Source organism: Bradyrhizobium mercantei (genome assembly GCF_001982635.1).
Taxonomy (GTDB): Bacteria; Pseudomonadota; Alphaproteobacteria; order Rhizobiales; family Xanthobacteraceae; genus Bradyrhizobium; species Bradyrhizobium mercantei.
This window is the reverse complement of sequence record NZ_MKFI01000013.1, coordinates 1-15969: the sequence shown is the minus strand read 5'-3', so window position 1 is coordinate 15969 and position 15969 is coordinate 1. Positions and strand designations below refer to the sequence as shown.

The following is a 15969-nucleotide window of genomic DNA, read 5'->3' as shown; positions in this document are numbered from 1 at the left end:
CTGCTCATGCAATTGCACGAACGTTCCGGCGAAGCATGCTCAAAGTCCCTTGATGATCCCCGCGTCGATCAACATGCGGTTGAAGCGGCGCGCCTCTGCGCCGTCCTTGCAGGAATAGAACGCGCCGTTGCAGCGGAGCATGATCGCCTTCTGCTCCTCGAACGACGGATCGAGCGGAATGCCCGCGGCTTCCTGGATTACCAGCGGCAGATAGGCGGCGTCGATCGTCTCCATCACCGCCGGGCTCTTCACCGGTTCGAAGTTGACAGCATCGATCGCGTAATAGGTCGCGTAGTAGCGCGGATCGTACTCCATCAGCTTCTTGCCGATGCCGGCCTCGTCGAGCTCGGGATCGAGCAGCTGCGGCGAGAACTCCGGCTGGTGATCGCCGTAGCGCACGATCAGGAACGGCTGCGCCGGAAACTTCTTCTTCAGCGCTGCGACGAACCCTGCATAGTCGCTGGCGCTCATCGCCTGCCGGCGCAGATATTCGTCGATCGACGGCGTGTTGCCCGGCCGCTTCCATGCCGGCAGCAGGTCAGGACGGAACTTGGTCTCCCACGGAAAATGATTGGCGGCGAGATAGACGAAGGTGAACAGCGGCGTTCCCGATGTTTTCTGGTCCGCCATCAGCTTCAGCGCCTTGTCGTAGAAGAAGCTGTCGGGCTCGACGTCCTTCGCATGCAGATCATGCGCATCGTAGAAGTGCTGGATGCCGGTCGTGGTCTGGAAGTTGCGCGCGCTCATGAAGGCGCCGAACGCGGGATACAGCGACAGCGTGTCATAGCCGCAGCGGCGCAGCGCCAGCGGCAGGCCGCGCTCCACCCGGCCCGAGGCGATGCGGGTGACGAAATAGGAGAAGCGGCCGAACGATCGTGACGACAACCCCGCAAGCACGTTGTACTCGGTGAACCAGCTCGGCCCGCCATTGCTCTCGGCGAGGAATCTGCGCTCGACGCCGTCATAGGATTTGAACTGGCTGCCATAGCCAGCCGGCACCTTGACGCCGGAAGCGGCGCGGATGTCGAAACTCGATTCATCATGGATCATGATGATGTTGGGCCGCCGGCCCGCAGGATGGCAGGCGTCGACCAGCGGGACCTTGAGCTGGTCGCTCGCGGCGGGATCCGACTCCATGAAACCGTAGGCGACGAAATCGGACACCGCCGTGACGCCGGAGCGCGCGAATTTCGACAGATAGCCGTCGTCGTAATAGCCGCGCCAGGCTTCATCCGGCCAGGCAAAGGCATAGCCCGAGAGCGCGGCGGTGCAGGCAAGGCAGGCGGCCGCGGCCGGCAGGCGGCGGATGCGGAACGGATCGAGCCACCACAGCGCGTACATCAAGGGCAGCGTGATCAGGCCGGCGCCGATGATCGACCAGCGCAGGTTCGGAAAGATCGTGAGCAGGAACGCTGCGGTATCCCGATCGATCACCATCAGGTCGACGAAGTTCGCGGTCATCTGCACCACGTCGTGCTTGAACCGCGACAGCAGCACCAGCACCACGACCAGCGTCAGCGACAGCGCGCCCGACAGCGCCGGCCTGCGCAGCAGCGCGATGAACAGGAAGTTCAGAATTCCCCAGGTGAGAAGGAAGCAGAGCCGCGAGCCGAAATCGGTCTCGGTCCGCAGCATCAGGATCAGCGCGCCGAGATGCGGTCCGGCGACCGCCATCAACCGCCAGACGCCGATCGCGGCAAGACCGCCGGCCAGTGCGGCAATGGAAGAGTTTTGCTGAGGCGCGGGCGCCATGGGCGGGACGCAATACAACCCGGCGCAATGCCACGGCCTTGACTGGCAATGGCCAGGAGGCACCCGGCACAGCCGGTGTCTGCGCCGCGTCACAAAACCGTAATTGAATCGTCATGAACGCGCAATGAATTTGCCCGCCCCCAAGTCCTCTTCGGCCAGCGCGGTGCTTAGACTTGCGAGGTACGCCTTGTGATGCCCGCGATGAAGAGGTCGACGATGTCGGCGGCCATCTGCTCGGCCTCCGCGTCGGCGACGCCCCAGCGCGGCAAATGACCGTCGATATGCATCCGCGCAAAACCATAGACCAGGGCGCGGCCGGCGATCTGAACCTGCTTCAGGTCGTGCGCCCCGAGCTGACCGGCCGACAATGCCTCCGCCAGCGTGCGCTCGGTCAGGCCGATCAACTCGGCATTGTCGCTGGAGACGCCGACCGAGCGGTCGTGATCGAAGAAGCGGCGGCTTGAGATGATCTCGAAATGGGTCGGGTTCTGCATCGCCCAGCGCAGATAAGCGATCCCGAGGCGGCGGAAGCGGCCGAGCGGATCGCCTGACGGTGCGCCGGCGAGCGCCGCCTCGATCTCGGCGCGGAAGCGACGCTGCGCCTCCTCCGCCACCGCGTTCATCAGCGCATCCCGGCTCGGGAAATGCCGGAACGGCGCACCCGGCGAGACCCCGGCACGGCGGGCGGCCTCGCGCACGCTGACCGCCTCCGGCCCGCCCTCGCCGACCAGCTGCATGGCGGCATCGAGCAGCACCCGGCGGAGGTCGCCGTGGTGATACGGCTTGGCCGCCGGCGTTCGCGCTGGACGCGGCTTGGCAGGCCGGCGACCGGCAGGCGGAGTTTTGGCGGGGCGACGCATGGCGCTTTAGCTCTTTGTTTGAGCATGATCTTTCTCGGAAAACCGCTGCGCACTTTTCCGGATCATGCCCTCTAGCATCACCCGCTTGTGAATGTAAGCACCGATTACACGGATTGACCGCAGGCGATTGCCAAATGTAACTGGTGATTACATCAACCGTGGGAGTCGGGATATGGCGACGCGTCGAAACTGGTTCGAGGGCTGGCGGCTGTTCGGCCTGCTCACGCTGACCCTGATCGTGTTGTCGATCTGGATCGCCGCGATGCGGCAGTTCGAGGTCGAGGGCGTGCGGATGGTGATCCGCTTCACGGCGCGGACCTCGCTGCTGCTGTTCTGCCTCGCCTTCTCCGCCGCGGCGCTGGCGCGGCTCTGGCCGAACGCCTGGACGCACTGGCAGCGCCGCAACCGCCGCTATCTCGGTGTCACCTTCGCGGCTTCGCACGCCATCCATGCGGTCGCGATTGCCGCATTCGCGATGCTCGATCCGGAAGGCTTCGCGGCCGCGACCTCCGTCGTCTCCTACATCTTCGGCGGCATCGGCTATCTCGTCATCATCGCACTGACCGCGACCTCGTTCGATCGCACCGCTGCGATGCTCGGTTCGCACGTCTGGCGCAGGCTGCATCTGATCGGCGGCTACTATCTGCTGCTGCAGTTCATGGTCTCGTTCGGCAAGCGGATTCCGGAGATGCCGCTCTACGCGCTGTTCCTGGTGCCGCTCGCCGTCGTGTTCGCACTCAGGATGACCAGCATGGCCACGCGGCCCGCGCCGCGTCAGGAGCAAGCGGGCTGAGATCAGGCCCGCTCACACCAGATGAAACTTGCGGCCGAGCTGGCGATGAACCGACAGCACCGCGCGATCGACGTCGCTGATCAGGCTGTCGCCGAGCACCACGTTCGGAATCTCCCAGTTGCGCCCGATCTGCGCATCGGGCAGCGCGGCGACCGCCGGCACGCGCGCGGTCTCGCAGCCGGGCTGCGCGCGCAGCGCCTCCTCCGCAAGCTGGGTCAATTCGTCCTGGTTCTTTCCGTCGGTCATGACCTCGGTCCTGACTCCGGAACATGGCTCACTGATGGCCGAGATTCTCCAGTTCCTTGGCCCGGGCTTCGGTCATGCTGCGCATGCTTTCGCCGGCATCGAGCCGGGCGATGGTGCCCTCGCCGAGGTCGTAATACAGGCAGTTGGCATCGCGGTACTGGATCCACAGCCGTTGCGCGATGCGGAGCTGCTCGCGCTGCCTGTCGCCGGCGGCATCCTTCAGCGCCTGCTGATAGGCGACGTTCATCCGCTTGTCCCATTGCGCGGTCTTGGCCTTGAGACACTCGACCATCTGGTAAGTGCTGCCGTCGCAGGACTGTTCGGGATCGCCTTGATCGCCGGCGAAGGCCGACGAGGTGGCGGTGACCAACACGGCCGCAATCAGCGGCCTGAGCCTGCACGCGCCTGCCGCAAGAGCCGATTTCATACCACCTTCCCTTTCGTTCGAAATTGCTGTCGGACCTTACATGAGTGCGGCGGCTGCGCATCCCGTTCATTCGCAGCGCCGCTGGCGTTCCCGACCCGCGCGGGATATTTCATGAGCGTGGAGGCACCATGCGGCGCAACCTGACGCCTGTGATCGTTCTGGCCGCGTTCGGCGTGCTCGTCGGCGGTCTGTTTCGCTATGCCTTCGACGAGTCCAACACGGGCTCCGTCGCGAACTACGTGCGCAGCGCCCTCGACGGCGCAGCCATCACCCTGATCGTCTGGGCCACGCATCTTTATCTGGCGGCCCGCGGCGGCTGGCTGCGGCGGCAGCCGCTCATCGTCGAACTGATTGCCCGCTCGGTGATCCTCGCCGCCATCGTTGCGGTCGCCGCGACCGTGCTGGAGGTCGTGCTCTACGGGCATGGGCTCGAGGCCAAGTGGCTTCGTGATTCTTTCTTCAAGATCATCGGGGTCGCACTGCTGCTGTCGATCCCAATCACGACGATCTACGAGCTGATCCGGATGATCGGCGGACATACACTGCTTGCCATCGTGCTCGGGCGCTACCGCCAGCCGGTGCGCGAGGAGCGCGTGCTGCTGTTTCTCGACCTGGTCGGCTCGACGACGCTGGCGGAGTCCATGGGCGAGCTGCGCGTGCAGGAATTGCTGACGCGCTTCTTCTTCGACATCGACGAGCCGATCGTGTCGCATGGCGGCGAGGTGCACGCCTATGTCGGCGACGAGGTGATCGTGACCTGGCCGGCCAATGCCGTCGGGCAATCGCGGTGCTATCTCGACTGCGTGTTCGCGATCGAGGACCGCCTCGCCAAGCGGGCCGATCATTATCGCAAGGAGTTCGGCGTGGTGCCCGCATTTCGCGCCGGGATCCATGCCGGACCGGTCGTCATCGCCGAATGCGGGGATTCGCGGCGGCAGATCGCCTATTTCGGCGACACCGTGAACGTCACGGCGCGGCTGCAGGCGCATTGCAAGGAGGCCGGCCGTCCGCTGCTGGTATCTGGCGAGCTACGTCGCCTGCTGCCGCCGGACCGGGACATTGTCATCGAGCCACTCGGCTCGACGCAATTGCGCGGACGTGCCGCGTCGATCGAGATCTTTTCCGTCGCGCGGCGCGCATCGTCCTAAACGTTCTCTTAAAATGCATCGGCATCGGCTTCCGCCGCGCCGAAAGCGTGAATTGAATCGAGTCCGGTCGCAGCCTGTTAAGGATGCGACGCACACCGTATTTGCACCGGGTTCCACCTTAACGCAGGTGTAACACCGCGCCTCGCATGGTGCGGAGACAGGTGTCATTCAACAAAAACAAGGTTGCCCATCGATGGCGCAACAAGCGTCACAATCGATTATTGCCGAACTCGAAGATGCGGTCCGGGACGGGACATCGGCCAAGCGCGTGCAGACGCTGCGGCAGGTCACCGATCTGTTCCTGAACGACGGCGACCGCCTCAACGATGAACAGGTCAAGGTGTTCGACGACGTGCTCTGCCTGCTCGTCGCGCGCGTCGAGACGCGGGCGCGGGCCGAGCTCAGCAAGCGGCTCGCGCCGCTGGACTATGCGCCGTTTGAGGTGATTCAACACCTCGCCTGGGACGACGATATCGGCGTCGCCGGCGAAGTGCTGACCCACTCCAGCCGACTCTCAAACGCCGCACTGCGCGAGATCGCCAGCAGCAAGGGACAGGATCATCTGTTCGCGATCTCGGCGCGGGAAAACCTGCCCGCCTCCGTCACCGACGTGATCATCGACCGCGGCGAGGACAAGGTGATCCGGCGTCTCGCCAAGAACGCCGGCGCCGAGTTCTCCGATAACGGCTATTCCACCATCGTCGCCCGCGCCGAAGGCGACGACGAGCTGGTCGAGATCCTGGGGCTGCGCATCGACATTCCAGCCAAGCTGCTGCGCGACCTCTTGCAGCGCGCCAAGGATACCGTGCGCGCCCGCCTGCTCGCGATCGCATCGCCCCGCGCCCGCGAAGAGATCAGCCAGGTGCTGAACGACATCGCGCAGGAAGAGGCCGCCGCTCCGCGCCGCAACTACGGCATCGCCGAAGAGCTGGTCAAGCTGATGAAGCAGCTCAACGAGCTCGACGATGTCGCGGTCTACAAATTCGCCGAGCAAGGCAAGTTCGACGAGGTCACGGTGGCGCTCGCCGTGCTCAACGACATGCCGATCGCGATGATCGAGCGCCTGATGCTCGGCCTGCGCTCCGACCTGCTTCTGATTCCGTGCCGCTCGGCCCGGCTCAACTGGCCGACGGTCGAAACCATCCTGCGCAAGCGACCGCTGCCGCATGCCATCGACCACGCGACGCTGGAGATCGCGCAGCGCGATTACCGGCGGCTGTCGCTGGAGACCGCCCAGCGCACGGTGCGGTTCTGGCAGCTGCACAAGCGGATCGAGAAGCAGCCGATGGCGGCCGGTTAGCCGCCGCCAGCGTTTTTCCGGCAAAGAAAAAGGGTAGGCAATGCATTTGCCCACCCTTTTTGCTTTCGGCGTGCAGGGCAAGCGAACGATGCCCGCCCCGCAAATTCAACCTCAGTTCTTGCTCTTGTCGACCAGCGCGCCCTTCTTGATCCAGGGCATCATGTCGCGCAGCTTGGCGCCGACTTCCTCGATCGGGTGCTGGGCGAGCTTGGCGCGGGTCGCCTTGAACGAGGTCTGGTTGACCTTGTTCTCCAGCATCCAATCGCGGGCGAACTTGCCGCCCTGGATGTCGGCCAGCACGCGCTTCATCTCCGCCTTGGTCTCGGCCGTGACGATGCGCGGACCGGTGACATACTCGCCGTATTCAGCGGTGTTGGAGATCGAGTAGTTCATGTTGGCGATGCCGCCTTCATAGATCAGGTCGACGATCAGCTTCACTTCGTGCAGGCACTCGAAATAGGCCATCTCGGGCGCGTAGCCGGCCTCGACCAGCGTCTCGTAGCCGCCCTTGATCAGCTCGACCAGGCCGCCGCAGAGCACCACCTGCTCGCCGAACAGGTCGGTCTCGCACTCTTCCTTGAAGGTGGTCTCGATGATGCCGGCGCGGCCGCCGCCGATCGCCGAAGCGTAGCTGAGGCCGAGGTCATGGGCGTTGCCCGAGGAATCCTTGGCGATCGCGATCAGGCAGGGCACGCCGCCGCCGCGCTGATATTCCGAGCGCACGGTGTGGCCGGGGCCCTTCGGCGCGATCATCAGCACGTCGAGGTCGGCGCGCGGATCGAGCAGGTTGAAGTGCACGTTGAGGCCGTGGGCGAACACGAGCGCCGCGCCCTTCTTCATGTTGTCGTGCAGGTGCTCGCGATAGATGTCGCCCTGCAGCTCGTCCGGGGTCAGCATCATGACGAGGTCGGCCCACTTGGCGGCCTCAGCGACCTCAAGCACCTTGAAGCCAGCGGCTTCCGCCTTCTTGGCCGAGGCCGAACCCTTGCGCAGCGCGATCGCCACTTCCTTGACGCCGGAATCCTTCAGGTTCAGCGCGTGGGCGTGGCCCTGGCTGCCGTAGCCGACGATGGCGACCTTTTTGCCCTTGATCAGGTTCAGGTCGGCATCGCGATCGTAGTAAACTCGCATCGTGGTTTCCTCGTTTGAAGGGGGCCAAAATCGGCCGATGAATCAGGCTTTCGGAAGGTCAGAACCGCCGGGCGCCCGCGAATTTCCGGCGTTGTCTAGAGCATTTTCCCCCTCAGGGGAAACCCTCATCTCGCATGGCGCGGTGCGGCATCATGCGTCCATGAAGACCGGGTAGAGCGAGGCCAAGAGCAGGACGGCCATCGCCACATTGAAGATCCGTATCGCCCGGGGCGAGGTCAGGACCGGCCGCAGCGCGGTCCCGAACAGCGCCCAGACGATGCAGGACACCGTCCCCAGGACCAGGCTCAGACCGACCTGGATCGCGATGTTCCAGGGGAAGGCGGCAATCGCCGCATAGGCCGTGATGGTGCCGATCACCATCACCCAGCCCTTGGCGTTGATCCACTGGAACATGGCCGCGCCCCAGAAGGTCATCGGGCCGCGGCCGGGCTTGTCGTCCTTGTCCGCCGAGGGCGGCTCGGCCGTGGCGATGACGGCGGCAAGGTAGACCAGATAGGCGACGCCGCCATATTTCAGGATCGTCTGCAGCACCGGATAGGCGATGAAGACGGCCCCGAGCCCGACGCCGACCGCGCCGACCATGAAGGCAAACCCGATCGTGATGCCGGCGATGTGGGGCACCGTGCGGCGGAAGCCGTAGGTCAGCCCGGACGACAGCAGCATGATGTTGTTGGGGCCGGGCGTGAAGAACATCACGACGGCAAACACGACAAAGGCGAACAGCAGCGAATTCGACATGACGCCCTCACGCGGCTTTCGGCAGAGCTTTTGGCCGCTTCGCCAGCAGCATCACGGCAATGCCGGCGATCACCGTGAGCATGCCGGCGAGCCGCAGCGGCCCGAATCTCTCGCCGAACACGATGCTGGAGGCGGCGGAGCCGACGAACGGCACCAGCAACGCGAACGGCACCACCTGTGCCGCCGGATAATCCCTGAGCAGCCGGCCCCACAGCCAGTAGGCGATGCTGGTCGAGATGCCGCCGAGGCAGAGCATGCAGATCAGGCCGGTCAGCGACATGTGGGTCAGCGCCTGCCAGGTCGGCTGCGGCCCGTTGCTGATCAAGGTCAGCACCGCGAGCGGCACCGCGGCCGACAGGCACAGCCAGGCAAACAGGTCGAACATCGGCGCGGCGTGCGCCTGCCGCAGCAGGAGATTGCCGATCGCGAAGCTGACCGGACAGATCATCAGAATGGCGAAGGCCGAGACGCTGAAGTCGTAACCGACCGTGCCGCAGATCATCAGCAGGCCGGTCGCGGCGATCGCAATCCCGATCGCCTGCGTCCGCGTCGGCATCTCGCCGAAGGCGATCGCCGCGAACGCGATGGTGAACAGCGCCTGGCTCTGCACGACCACGCTGGAGAGGCCGACCGGGACGCCATGCGCGATCGCAAACGCCTGGGCGAGGAACTGGCCGAGGAACAGCGTGGAGCTGATTGCAATCAGCAGCGGCCAGGAAACGCCGGGCTTGCGCAGGAACAGGCACGGCAGCGCGGCGACCGCGAAGCGCAGCGTCGTCATGAGCTCCGGCGAGAACTCATTGAGCGCGATCCGGCTTGCGACGAACGCAAGCCCCCAGATCACCGCGACCATGACGGCGATGCCAACATCGGCCGGCTTCATTGTTGTTCTTCTTTTACTTCCGTTTCGGTCGGGATCTAGATCTGCTCGTCCGGCTTCGGCTTGCGCAGCAGATAGGTGCCGTGCAGCGGCGCGTGATAGTCGGCCGAAACCAGCGTGAAGCCGGTCTCGGTCAGCATGCGCTCCATCACCCAGCCGAAGGTCGAGTATTCGTCGCGCATATGGGTCATCACGCTCTCGCGCTCGAAATCGTGGTTCTTGATCGAGAAGTCGGCCCAGCCCTCGATGTCGCGGTCGACGCCGTCGGGCATGCTGACGAACACCATGTCGCGCAGATAGAAGTTCGCGCCGGGCTTCAGCGCGTTGAAGATCCGCGACAGCGCCACCGCCTTCCAGAAGTCCGGCAGATGATGCAGCGTGAACTCGCTGACGATCAGGTCGTAGGAGCTCGGCTGATAGGCAAACGACAAGAGGCCGGCCGGCTGGGTCCGGATTTTCGCCTTGCGGTCGCGCGCATAGATCTCGGCAAGCCCGATCATCGCCGGCGAGATGTCGATGGCGTCGACCTCGGCGCCCATCAGCGCCGCCTCGGTCGCCAGCACGCCGTTGCCGCAGCCGATATCGGCGATCCGCCAGCCCGGCTTGACGCCGAGCATGGTCAGCGCCTGGCGGGCGCGGACGTCGCTGTCCTCGCTGACGTCATAGATCGAGGCAACCGCGGTATCGAGACCGACCTGCCGCCGTTGCGTGTAGTACCAGTCGCGCGCCAACATGACTCACATCCCTTCCGGCCCACGCGTGATCGCGGCCACCCCGGTTCGTGACACCTCGACCAGGCCCAGCGGGCGCATCAGGTCGATGAACTGACTGATCTTGGACGAATTGCCCGTGATCTCGAACACAAAGCTCTCGGTGGTGGCGTCGATCACCCGGGCGCGGAACGCATCCGCCAGCCGCAGCGCCTCGACGCGGTGATCGCCACCGCCCCGCACCTTGACCATCGCAAGCTCGCGTTCGATCGAGCTGCCGGTCAGCGTCATGTCGACGACGCGGTAGACCGGGATCATGCGGTCGAGCTGATGCTTGATCTGCTGGATCACCATCGGCGTGCCCGTGGTGACGATCGTGATCCGCGAGAGATGTTTCTGGTTCTCGGTCTCCGAGACGGTGAGACTGTCGATGTTGTAGCCGCGGCCGGAGAACAGGCCGATCACGCGCGCGAGCACGCCGGGCTCGTTCTGCACCAGCACGGACAGCGTGTGCGTCTCGGTGGGATCGTGACGTTCTTCGAGGAAGTAGGCGGATGCGGGCTGGTTCATGGTCGTCCCCTTACATTCTTTTCACGCCACCGCCCGCTGGGCGGCCGGCGCAGCATCCGTCCCGATCCATGACCGGAACAGATCGAAATCGATATTGCCGCCGCTCAGGATCAGCCCGACCCGCTTGCCGGCGAGCCTGCTCTTTTCCTGCAACGCGGCTGCGAGCGCCGCGGCGCCCGCGCCTTCGGCGAGATTGTGGGTGTCGGTCCAGTAGGCGCGGATCGCCTGGGCGACCTCGTCGTCGCTGACCTGCACGATGCGGGAAGCGCCCTTGCGGATCAGCGCGAACGCATCCGCATCAGGAATCCGCGTCGCCATGCCGTCGGCCAGCGTGTTGCTGGTCTCGGTGGTCACGATCTTGCCGGCCGCAAACGACAGCGCGTAGGACGGCGCCTCGGTCGACTGCACGCCGACGATCTCGGTCTTCAGGCCGAGCAGATCGCGCGCCATGATGCAGCCGGAGATGCCGGAGCCCTGCCCGATCGGCACGTAGAGAATGTCGAGGTCGGGCGCGGACCGAAACAGCTCGAGCGCGTAGGTCGCAACGCCCAGCACGAGATCCGGGTGGAACGACGGCACCATGTGCAGGCCGGCGAACTGGGCACGGCGCTCGGCCTCCTCGCGCGCGGCCTGAAAGTCGTCGCCATGCTCGACGAGCTCGGCGCCGAATGCGTGCATGGCGCGGTTCTTCTCGACCGAGTTGCCGCGCGGCACGTAGATGGTCGCCGGCACGCCGTGGCGGCTCGCGGCAAACGCCAGACTCTGGCCGTGATTGCCGCGCGTCGCCGAGATGATGCCGGGCACCTCGGGCCGCTCGCGCTTCAGCCGCTCGAGATAGACCAGGCCGCCGCGCACCTTGAAGGCGCCGGTCGGCGTGTGGTTCTCATGCTTGACCACGACCTCGGTGCCGAGCCGCTCGGCGAGCAGCGGCCAGGCATGCGCCGGCGTCGCCGGCACCGCGGTGCCGACGATCTTGTGCGCGCGCTCGAGCTCGTCGAGATCAAACATGATCCGCCCTCACCTCACACCAGTGCCTTGCCACCGGAGAAGGCCTTCGCGGTGGCCTCATCGGTCGCTTCTTCCGGCAGCAGCATCTCGTTATGCGCCTTGCCCGACGGAATCATCGGGAAGCAGTTCTCCAGCGCCGCGACGCGGCAATCGAACAGCACCGGGCGCTTGATCGCGATCATCTCCTTGATCGCGCCGTCGAGATCGGACGGCTTGGTCGCCTGCAGGCCGACGCAGCCATAGGCGTCGGCGAGCTTGACGAAGTCAGGCAGCGCCTCGGAGTAGGAATGCGACAGGCGGTTGCCGTGCAACAGCTGCTGCCACTGCCGCACCATGCCCATGTACTGGTTGTTCAGGATGAAGATCTTGATCGGCAGCTCGAACTGAACCGCCGTCGACATCTCCTGGATCGTCATCTGCACCGAGGCATCGCCGGCGATGTCGATCACCAGGCTATCCGGATGCGCGACCTGCACGCCGACCGCGGCCGGCAGGCCGTAGCCCATGGTGCCGAGACCGCCCGAGGTCATCCAGCGGTGCGGCTCCTCGAAGCCGTAGAACTGCGCGGCCCACATCTGGTGCTGACCGACTTCGGTCGTGATGTAGGTGTCCTTGCCGCGGGTCAGCTCGAACAGGCGCTGGATCGCGTATTGCGGCAGGATGATATCGTTGTTCTTGCGGTAGGACAGCGAGTTGCGCGCGCGCCATTGCGCGATCTGCTGCCACCAGGCCTTGATGTCCGGCTTCCTGGCCTCCGCCTTGAACACGTGCAGCAGGTCGCCGAGCACATTGCCGGCGTCGCCGATGATCGGCACGTCGACGCGGATGTTCTTGTTGATCGAGGACGGGTCGATGTCGATGTGGATCTTCTTCGAACCCGGCGAGAACGCGTCGGTGCGGCCGGTGATGCGGTCGTCGAAGCGCGCGCCGACGCACAGCATGACGTCGCAATCATGCATCGTCATGTTGGCCTCGTAGGTGCCGTGCATGCCCAGCATGCCGAGCCAGTTCGGTCCAGACGCGGGATAGGCGCCCAGCCCCATCAGGGTCGAGGTGATCGGGAAGCCGGTCGCCTCCACCAGCTGGCGCAGCAGTTGCGAGGCCTCGGGGCCGGAATTGATCACGCCGCCGCCCGTATAGATGACGGGACGTTTTGCGTTGGCGAGCATCGCCACCGCTTTGCGGATCTGGTTCTCATCGCCCTTCACGCGCGGCGTGTAGGAGATGTGCACGTCCGACTTGCGCGGCGGATGATAGGTGCCGGTGGCGAACTGCACGTCCTTCGGCACGTCGACCACGACCGGGCCGGGCCGGCCGGTGGTGGCGACGTAGAAGGCCTCGTGCAGCACCCTGGCGAGGTCGTTGACGTCGCGCACCAGCCAATTGTGCTTGGTGGCGGGCCGCGTAATGCCGACCGTGTCGCATTCCTGGAAGGCGTCGTTGCCGATCAGGTGGGTCGGCACCTGGCCGGTGATGCAGACCAGCGGGATCGAATCCATCAGCGCGTCGGTCAGCGGCGTCACCATGTTGGTGGCGCCCGGCCCCGAGGTCACCAACACCACGCCGGGCTTGCCGGTCGAGCGGGCATAGCCTTCGGCGGCATGGCCGGCGCCCTGCTCATGGCGGACCAGGATGTGTTCGACTTCGCTCTGCTGGAAAATCTCGTCGTAGATCGGAAGCACCGCACCGCCGGGATAGCCGAAGACATGCTGCACGCCGTGATCGATGAACGCGCGCACGATCATCGCGGCGCCGGTCATCTGATTGGGATCGTGGCTCTTGTCGGTCATGGTTCGCTCCGGATGCGCTTGTTTTTGCGCGGCTTTTGTCAGTTCTCGTCAGTTCGGCTTCGGGCAATAAAAAGGGGCCCCAGAGGCCCCATGCACACCGCCCGAATTTGGATGGCCGCTAGCCATCCCCGGCGGTGTGCCTGGGTACGACGGCGATAAGGAGTTTGGCAATAATGTTGCGCACGAGACGACCCAGTCTTCCCAAAGGTTGCGCGAACATAGCGGCCAAAGCCTGAATGTCAAGGCAAGGCAAGCACTTTCGCGATTTCCGTACTCTACCGGGGTTCCGCCCGTTCGGCGAGTGCTTTTGCGTGATGAAACGCGCATGGCAGACGGGCGTACGCCGCCACTTAAGCCATCCGGGCTACCGGATCCGCTCCCGCAGCCACGCCTTCGCTGCCCCGGGCTCGACCCACTCGAATTCCGGCAGCTGATGGCGAAACCAGGTGAACTGGCGCTTGGCGTAATGGCGGGTGTCGGCCCGGCCGATCTCGGCGGCCTCCTCCCGGCTGATCTCCCCTTTCAGGTGCCGGATCAGCGCCGGCACGCCATGGGCCTTCATGGCCGGCAGCAACGGATCGAGCCCGCGCGCCGCAAGCTGCCCGATCTCGTCGAGCGCACCGGCATCGAGCATCGCACCGAACCGGGCGTCGATCCGTGCATAGAGTTGCTCCCGGTCAGGCGCGAGAAACAGCGCGTGGAATTGGCCCGGCGGCAGCAGCGGCGGCAGGCCCTCGCGATGCCAGTCCGGCAGCGGACGGCCGGTGGCCTCGACGACCTCGAGCGCACGCGCGATGCGGGTGCGGTCGCGCGGCTTCAGCCGTTCGGCCGACACCGGATCGCGCGTTGCGAGCTCGGCATGCAGTGCCTCGACGCCGTGCTGCTCCAGCCTCGCGCGCACGCCGTCGCGCACTGCCGCCGGGACCGGCGGCACCGCCGACAGGCCGCGCGTCAGCGCCTTGAAATACAGGCCCGAGCCGCCGATGAAGATCGGCAGCCGGCGCTGCGCGCGCGCCTCGCCGAGCACTGTCGTCGCGTCAGCCACCCAGGCGCCGGCCGAGAAATTCACACCGGCGTCGACATGGCCGTAGAGCCGGTGCGGAACCAGTGCCTCCTCGGCGGCGGTCGGCCGCGCGGTGATGATCCGGAGATCGCGATAGACCTGCATGGAATCGGTATTGATCACGACCCCGCCGGTGCGCTGCGCGAGCTCGAGCGCCAGGGCCGACTTGCCGCTGGCGGTCGGCCCTGCGATAAGCACTGCCTTGTCCAACAATTCCGAATGCGCCTGCATGTCCCTCGTTGCCACGCTGATCTGCAATCCCGCAAGCCCCGCGCTCGACTCCACCATCGTCGACGGTGCGCGGGCCGTGCTGCCCTCACCCGGCCCGGCGCAGTGGCTGTTCAACGAGGTCGCCGTCGACATTCCCTTTGAACATCAGGACGCCAGCAGGGACGACATCAAGGCGTTCGAAGAGCGCCTGCGCCAGGCCCGCGGCGACCTGCCGATCGACATTGTCGTGCAGCCTCGGATCATCAGGCGCAAGAAGCTTTTTCTGGCCGACATGGATTCGACCATGATCGGCCAGGAGTGCATCGACGAGCTCGCCGACTTCGCCGGGCTGAAGGCCCATGTTGCGGCCATCACCGAGCGCGCGATGCGCGGCGAGATCGAGTTCGAGTCGGCGCTGCGCGAGCGCGTGGCGCTGCTCAAGGGGCTCCCGGTCAGCGTGGTCGACGAGGTGCTCGACAAGCGCATCACGCTGACGCCGGGCGGCCGCGAGCTGGTCATGACCATGCGCGCGCACGGCGCCTATACCTGCCTGATCTCGGGCGGCTTCACTCTGTTCACCAGGGTGGTCGCGGAGAAGGTCGGCTTCCAGGAGAACCGCGCCAACCAGTTGCAGGTCGAGAACGGCAAGCTGACCGGCGAAGTGATCGAGCCGATCCTCGGCCGCGCCACCAAGCTCGCCACCCTGATCGAGCTCACCGAATCCTTCGACCTCGACGATATCGACACGCTGGTGGTGGGCGACGGCGCCAACGATCTCGGCATGATCCAGGCCGCGGGCCTCGGGGTTGCCTATCACGCCAAGCCGGCGGTCGCGGCCGCCGCCGCGGTCCGGATCGACCACGGCGATCTCACCGCGCTGCTGTACGCGCAGGGCTATCGGCGGGATGAGTTCGTGGACAAGTGAGGTTCATGTAACCTGTCGTCCCCCGCGAAAGCGGGGGACCCAGTATTCCAGAGACGCCGGAGGATGATCGAGAGGCCGCGGCGTACTGGATCCCCCGCTTTCGCGAGGGCTTTGCAGAAGTCAGTGGGGATGATTCTCTTAGGTGAAGGATTCGCCGGAGGGATGGATGGCGGAGCGCCAGATTGGTCAGCTGAGCTTTACGGACGGGCTGGTGAGTGACGCGGCTCGAGCCAATGCGCCATTGCAGCGGGTGTCGGAACTGGTCGACTGGGGCGCGATCGAAGTGCTGCTGAGCGGCTTGCGCAGCGGGGCGATGGGAGCGCCAGCTTACCCGTCGCTGGCGCTGTTTAAGGCGCTGTTGCTGCAGCAATGGTATGGGCTGTCCGATCCGGGCCTT

General features: G+C 65.4%; 17 protein-coding genes. 5 read left to right on the top strand and 12 right to left on the bottom strand.

All coding sequences use genetic code 11. The features are described 5' to 3' along the window. Window positions 1-39: 39 nt before the first annotated feature. Both BI327_RS39020 and BI327_RS39015 read right to left on the bottom strand, forming a co-directional pair. Window positions 40-1752: a sulfatase-like hydrolase/transferase gene (locus tag BI327_RS39020; RefSeq protein WP_076866957.1), complete on the bottom strand. Its 1713-nt coding sequence runs from the start codon at window positions 1750-1752 to the stop codon at window positions 40-42. Between the two features lie 167 nt (window positions 1753-1919). Then, complete coding sequence (locus BI327_RS39015) at window positions 1920-2612, bottom strand: TetR/AcrR family transcriptional regulator (RefSeq protein ID WP_076866956.1); 693 nt, start codon at window positions 2610-2612, stop codon at window positions 1920-1922. Window positions 2613-2784: 172 nt separating this feature from the next. Between BI327_RS39015 and BI327_RS39010 the strand changes: the two genes are divergently transcribed. Further along, window positions 2785-3405: a hypothetical protein gene (locus tag BI327_RS39010; protein WP_076866955.1), complete on the top strand. Its 621-nt coding sequence runs from the start codon at window positions 2785-2787 to the stop codon at window positions 3403-3405. A 12-nt stretch (window positions 3406-3417) separates the two neighbouring features. On the opposite strand, the gene BI327_RS39005 is transcribed toward BI327_RS39010, so the two are convergent. Both BI327_RS39005 and BI327_RS39000 read right to left on the bottom strand, forming a co-directional pair. Then, complete coding sequence (locus BI327_RS39005) at window positions 3418-3651, bottom strand: hypothetical protein (RefSeq protein ID WP_076866954.1); 234 nt, start codon at window positions 3649-3651, stop codon at window positions 3418-3420. 28 nt (window positions 3652-3679) lie between these two features. Further along, a complete protein-coding gene (locus tag BI327_RS39000) occupies window positions 3680-4078 on the bottom strand; it encodes a lysozyme inhibitor LprI family protein (protein ID WP_245335065.1) in 399 nt (132 codons plus the stop codon). A 128-nt stretch (window positions 4079-4206) separates the two neighbouring features. Here BI327_RS39000 and BI327_RS38995 point away from each other — a divergent pair, with 128 nt between their 5' ends. Both BI327_RS38995 and BI327_RS38990 read left to right on the top strand, forming a co-directional pair. Beyond that, window positions 4207-5226 (top strand): adenylate/guanylate cyclase domain-containing protein, encoded by a 1020-nt coding sequence (locus BI327_RS38995; RefSeq protein ID WP_076866953.1) that lies wholly within the window; start codon window positions 4207-4209, stop codon window positions 5224-5226. 193 nt (window positions 5227-5419) lie between these two features. Beyond that, window positions 5420-6526 carry a DUF2336 domain-containing protein gene (locus BI327_RS38990; protein WP_076866952.1) on the top strand — a complete coding sequence of 369 codons (1107 nt, stop codon included), beginning with the start codon at window positions 5420-5422 and terminating at the stop codon, window positions 6524-6526. Between the two features lie 111 nt (window positions 6527-6637). Here BI327_RS38990 and ilvC read toward each other — a convergent pair whose 3' ends face one another. The 8 genes from ilvC to miaA all read right to left on the bottom strand — a co-directional run bounded on the left by ilvC (window position 6638) and on the right by miaA (window position 14668). Further along, a complete protein-coding gene (gene ilvC, locus BI327_RS38985; protein ID WP_076866951.1) occupies window positions 6638-7657 on the bottom strand; it encodes a ketol-acid reductoisomerase in 1020 nt (339 codons plus the stop codon). Between the two features lie 150 nt (window positions 7658-7807). After that, complete coding sequence (locus BI327_RS38980; protein ID WP_076866950.1) at window positions 7808-8416, bottom strand: LysE family translocator; 609 nt, start codon at window positions 8414-8416, stop codon at window positions 7808-7810. Between the two features lie 7 nt (window positions 8417-8423). Next, window positions 8424-9299, bottom strand: a complete 876-nt coding sequence (locus BI327_RS38975) for an EamA family transporter (protein WP_076866949.1) — start codon at window positions 9297-9299, stop codon at window positions 8424-8426. 35 nt (window positions 9300-9334) lie between these two features. Then, window positions 9335-10030: a class I SAM-dependent methyltransferase gene (locus tag BI327_RS38970; RefSeq protein WP_076866948.1), complete on the bottom strand. Its 696-nt coding sequence runs from the start codon at window positions 10028-10030 to the stop codon at window positions 9335-9337. Between the two features lie 3 nt (window positions 10031-10033). After that, on the bottom strand, window positions 10034-10576 hold the full coding sequence (ilvN, locus tag BI327_RS38965; RefSeq protein WP_076866947.1) for an acetolactate synthase small subunit: 543 nt from the start codon (window positions 10574-10576) through the stop codon (window positions 10034-10036). Window positions 10577-10597: 21 nt separating this feature from the next. Next, window positions 10598-11584: a threonine dehydratase gene (locus tag BI327_RS38960; protein ID WP_076866946.1), complete on the bottom strand. Its 987-nt coding sequence runs from the start codon at window positions 11582-11584 to the stop codon at window positions 10598-10600. A gap of 14 nt (window positions 11585-11598) precedes the next feature. Further along, a complete protein-coding gene (locus tag BI327_RS38955; RefSeq protein ID WP_076866945.1) occupies window positions 11599-13374 on the bottom strand; it encodes an acetolactate synthase 3 large subunit in 1776 nt (591 codons plus the stop codon). Between the two features lie 364 nt (window positions 13375-13738). Continuing rightward, window positions 13739-14668 (bottom strand): tRNA (adenosine(37)-N6)-dimethylallyltransferase MiaA, encoded by a 930-nt coding sequence (gene miaA / locus BI327_RS38950; protein ID WP_076866944.1) that lies wholly within the window; start codon window positions 14666-14668, stop codon window positions 13739-13741. Between miaA and serB the strand changes: the two genes are divergently transcribed. Continuing rightward, window positions 14667-15572 (top strand): phosphoserine phosphatase SerB, encoded by a 906-nt coding sequence (gene serB, locus BI327_RS38945; protein WP_076866943.1) that lies wholly within the window; start codon window positions 14667-14669, stop codon window positions 15570-15572. The two genes, miaA and serB, sit on opposite strands and share 2 nt — an antisense overlap. A gap of 166 nt (window positions 15573-15738) precedes the next feature. Next, window positions 15739-15969, top strand: a 231-nt coding sequence (locus BI327_RS38940) for a transposase (protein ID WP_143271779.1), incomplete at its 3' end; no start/stop codon positions are given.

Bases quoted from the DNA above. Each gene is read 5' to 3' on its own strand.
- BI327_RS39020 (WP_076866957.1), bottom strand. From the start codon at position 1,752: ATGGCGCCCGCGCCTCAGCAAAACTCTTCCATTGCCGCACTGGCCGGC.
- BI327_RS39015 (WP_076866956.1), bottom strand. From the start codon at position 2,612: ATGCGTCGCCCCGCCAAAACTCCGCCTGCCGGTCGCCGGCCTGCCAAG.
- BI327_RS39010 (WP_076866955.1), top strand. From the start codon at position 2,785: ATGGCGACGCGTCGAAACTGGTTCGAGGGCTGGCGGCTGTTCGGCCTG.
- BI327_RS39005 (WP_076866954.1), bottom strand. From the start codon at position 3,651: ATGACCGACGGAAAGAACCAGGACGAATTGACCCAGCTTGCGGAGGAG.
- BI327_RS39000 (WP_245335065.1), bottom strand. From the start codon at position 4,078: ATGAAATCGGCTCTTGCGGCAGGCGCGTGCAGGCTCAGGCCGCTGATT.
- BI327_RS38995 (WP_076866953.1), top strand. From the start codon at position 4,207: ATGCGGCGCAACCTGACGCCTGTGATCGTTCTGGCCGCGTTCGGCGTG.
- BI327_RS38990 (WP_076866952.1), top strand. From the start codon at position 5,420: ATGGCGCAACAAGCGTCACAATCGATTATTGCCGAACTCGAAGATGCG.
- ilvC (WP_076866951.1), bottom strand. From the start codon at position 7,657: ATGCGAGTTTACTACGATCGCGATGCCGACCTGAACCTGATCAAGGGC.
- BI327_RS38980 (WP_076866950.1), bottom strand. From the start codon at position 8,416: ATGTCGAATTCGCTGCTGTTCGCCTTTGTCGTGTTTGCCGTCGTGATG.
- BI327_RS38975 (WP_076866949.1), bottom strand. From the start codon at position 9,299: ATGAAGCCGGCCGATGTTGGCATCGCCGTCATGGTCGCGGTGATCTGG.
- BI327_RS38970 (WP_076866948.1), bottom strand. From the start codon at position 10,030: ATGTTGGCGCGCGACTGGTACTACACGCAACGGCGGCAGGTCGGTCTC.
- ilvN (WP_076866947.1), bottom strand. From the start codon at position 10,576: ATGAACCAGCCCGCATCCGCCTACTTCCTCGAAGAACGTCACGATCCC.
- BI327_RS38960 (WP_076866946.1), bottom strand. From the start codon at position 11,584: ATGTTTGATCTCGACGAGCTCGAGCGCGCGCACAAGATCGTCGGCACC.
- BI327_RS38955 (WP_076866945.1), bottom strand. From the start codon at position 13,374: ATGACCGACAAGAGCCACGATCCCAATCAGATGACCGGCGCCGCGATG.
- serB (WP_076866943.1), top strand. From the start codon at position 14,667: ATGTCCCTCGTTGCCACGCTGATCTGCAATCCCGCAAGCCCCGCGCTC.
- miaA (WP_076866944.1), bottom strand. From the start codon at position 14,668: ATGCAGGCGCATTCGGAATTGTTGGACAAGGCAGTGCTTATCGCAGGG.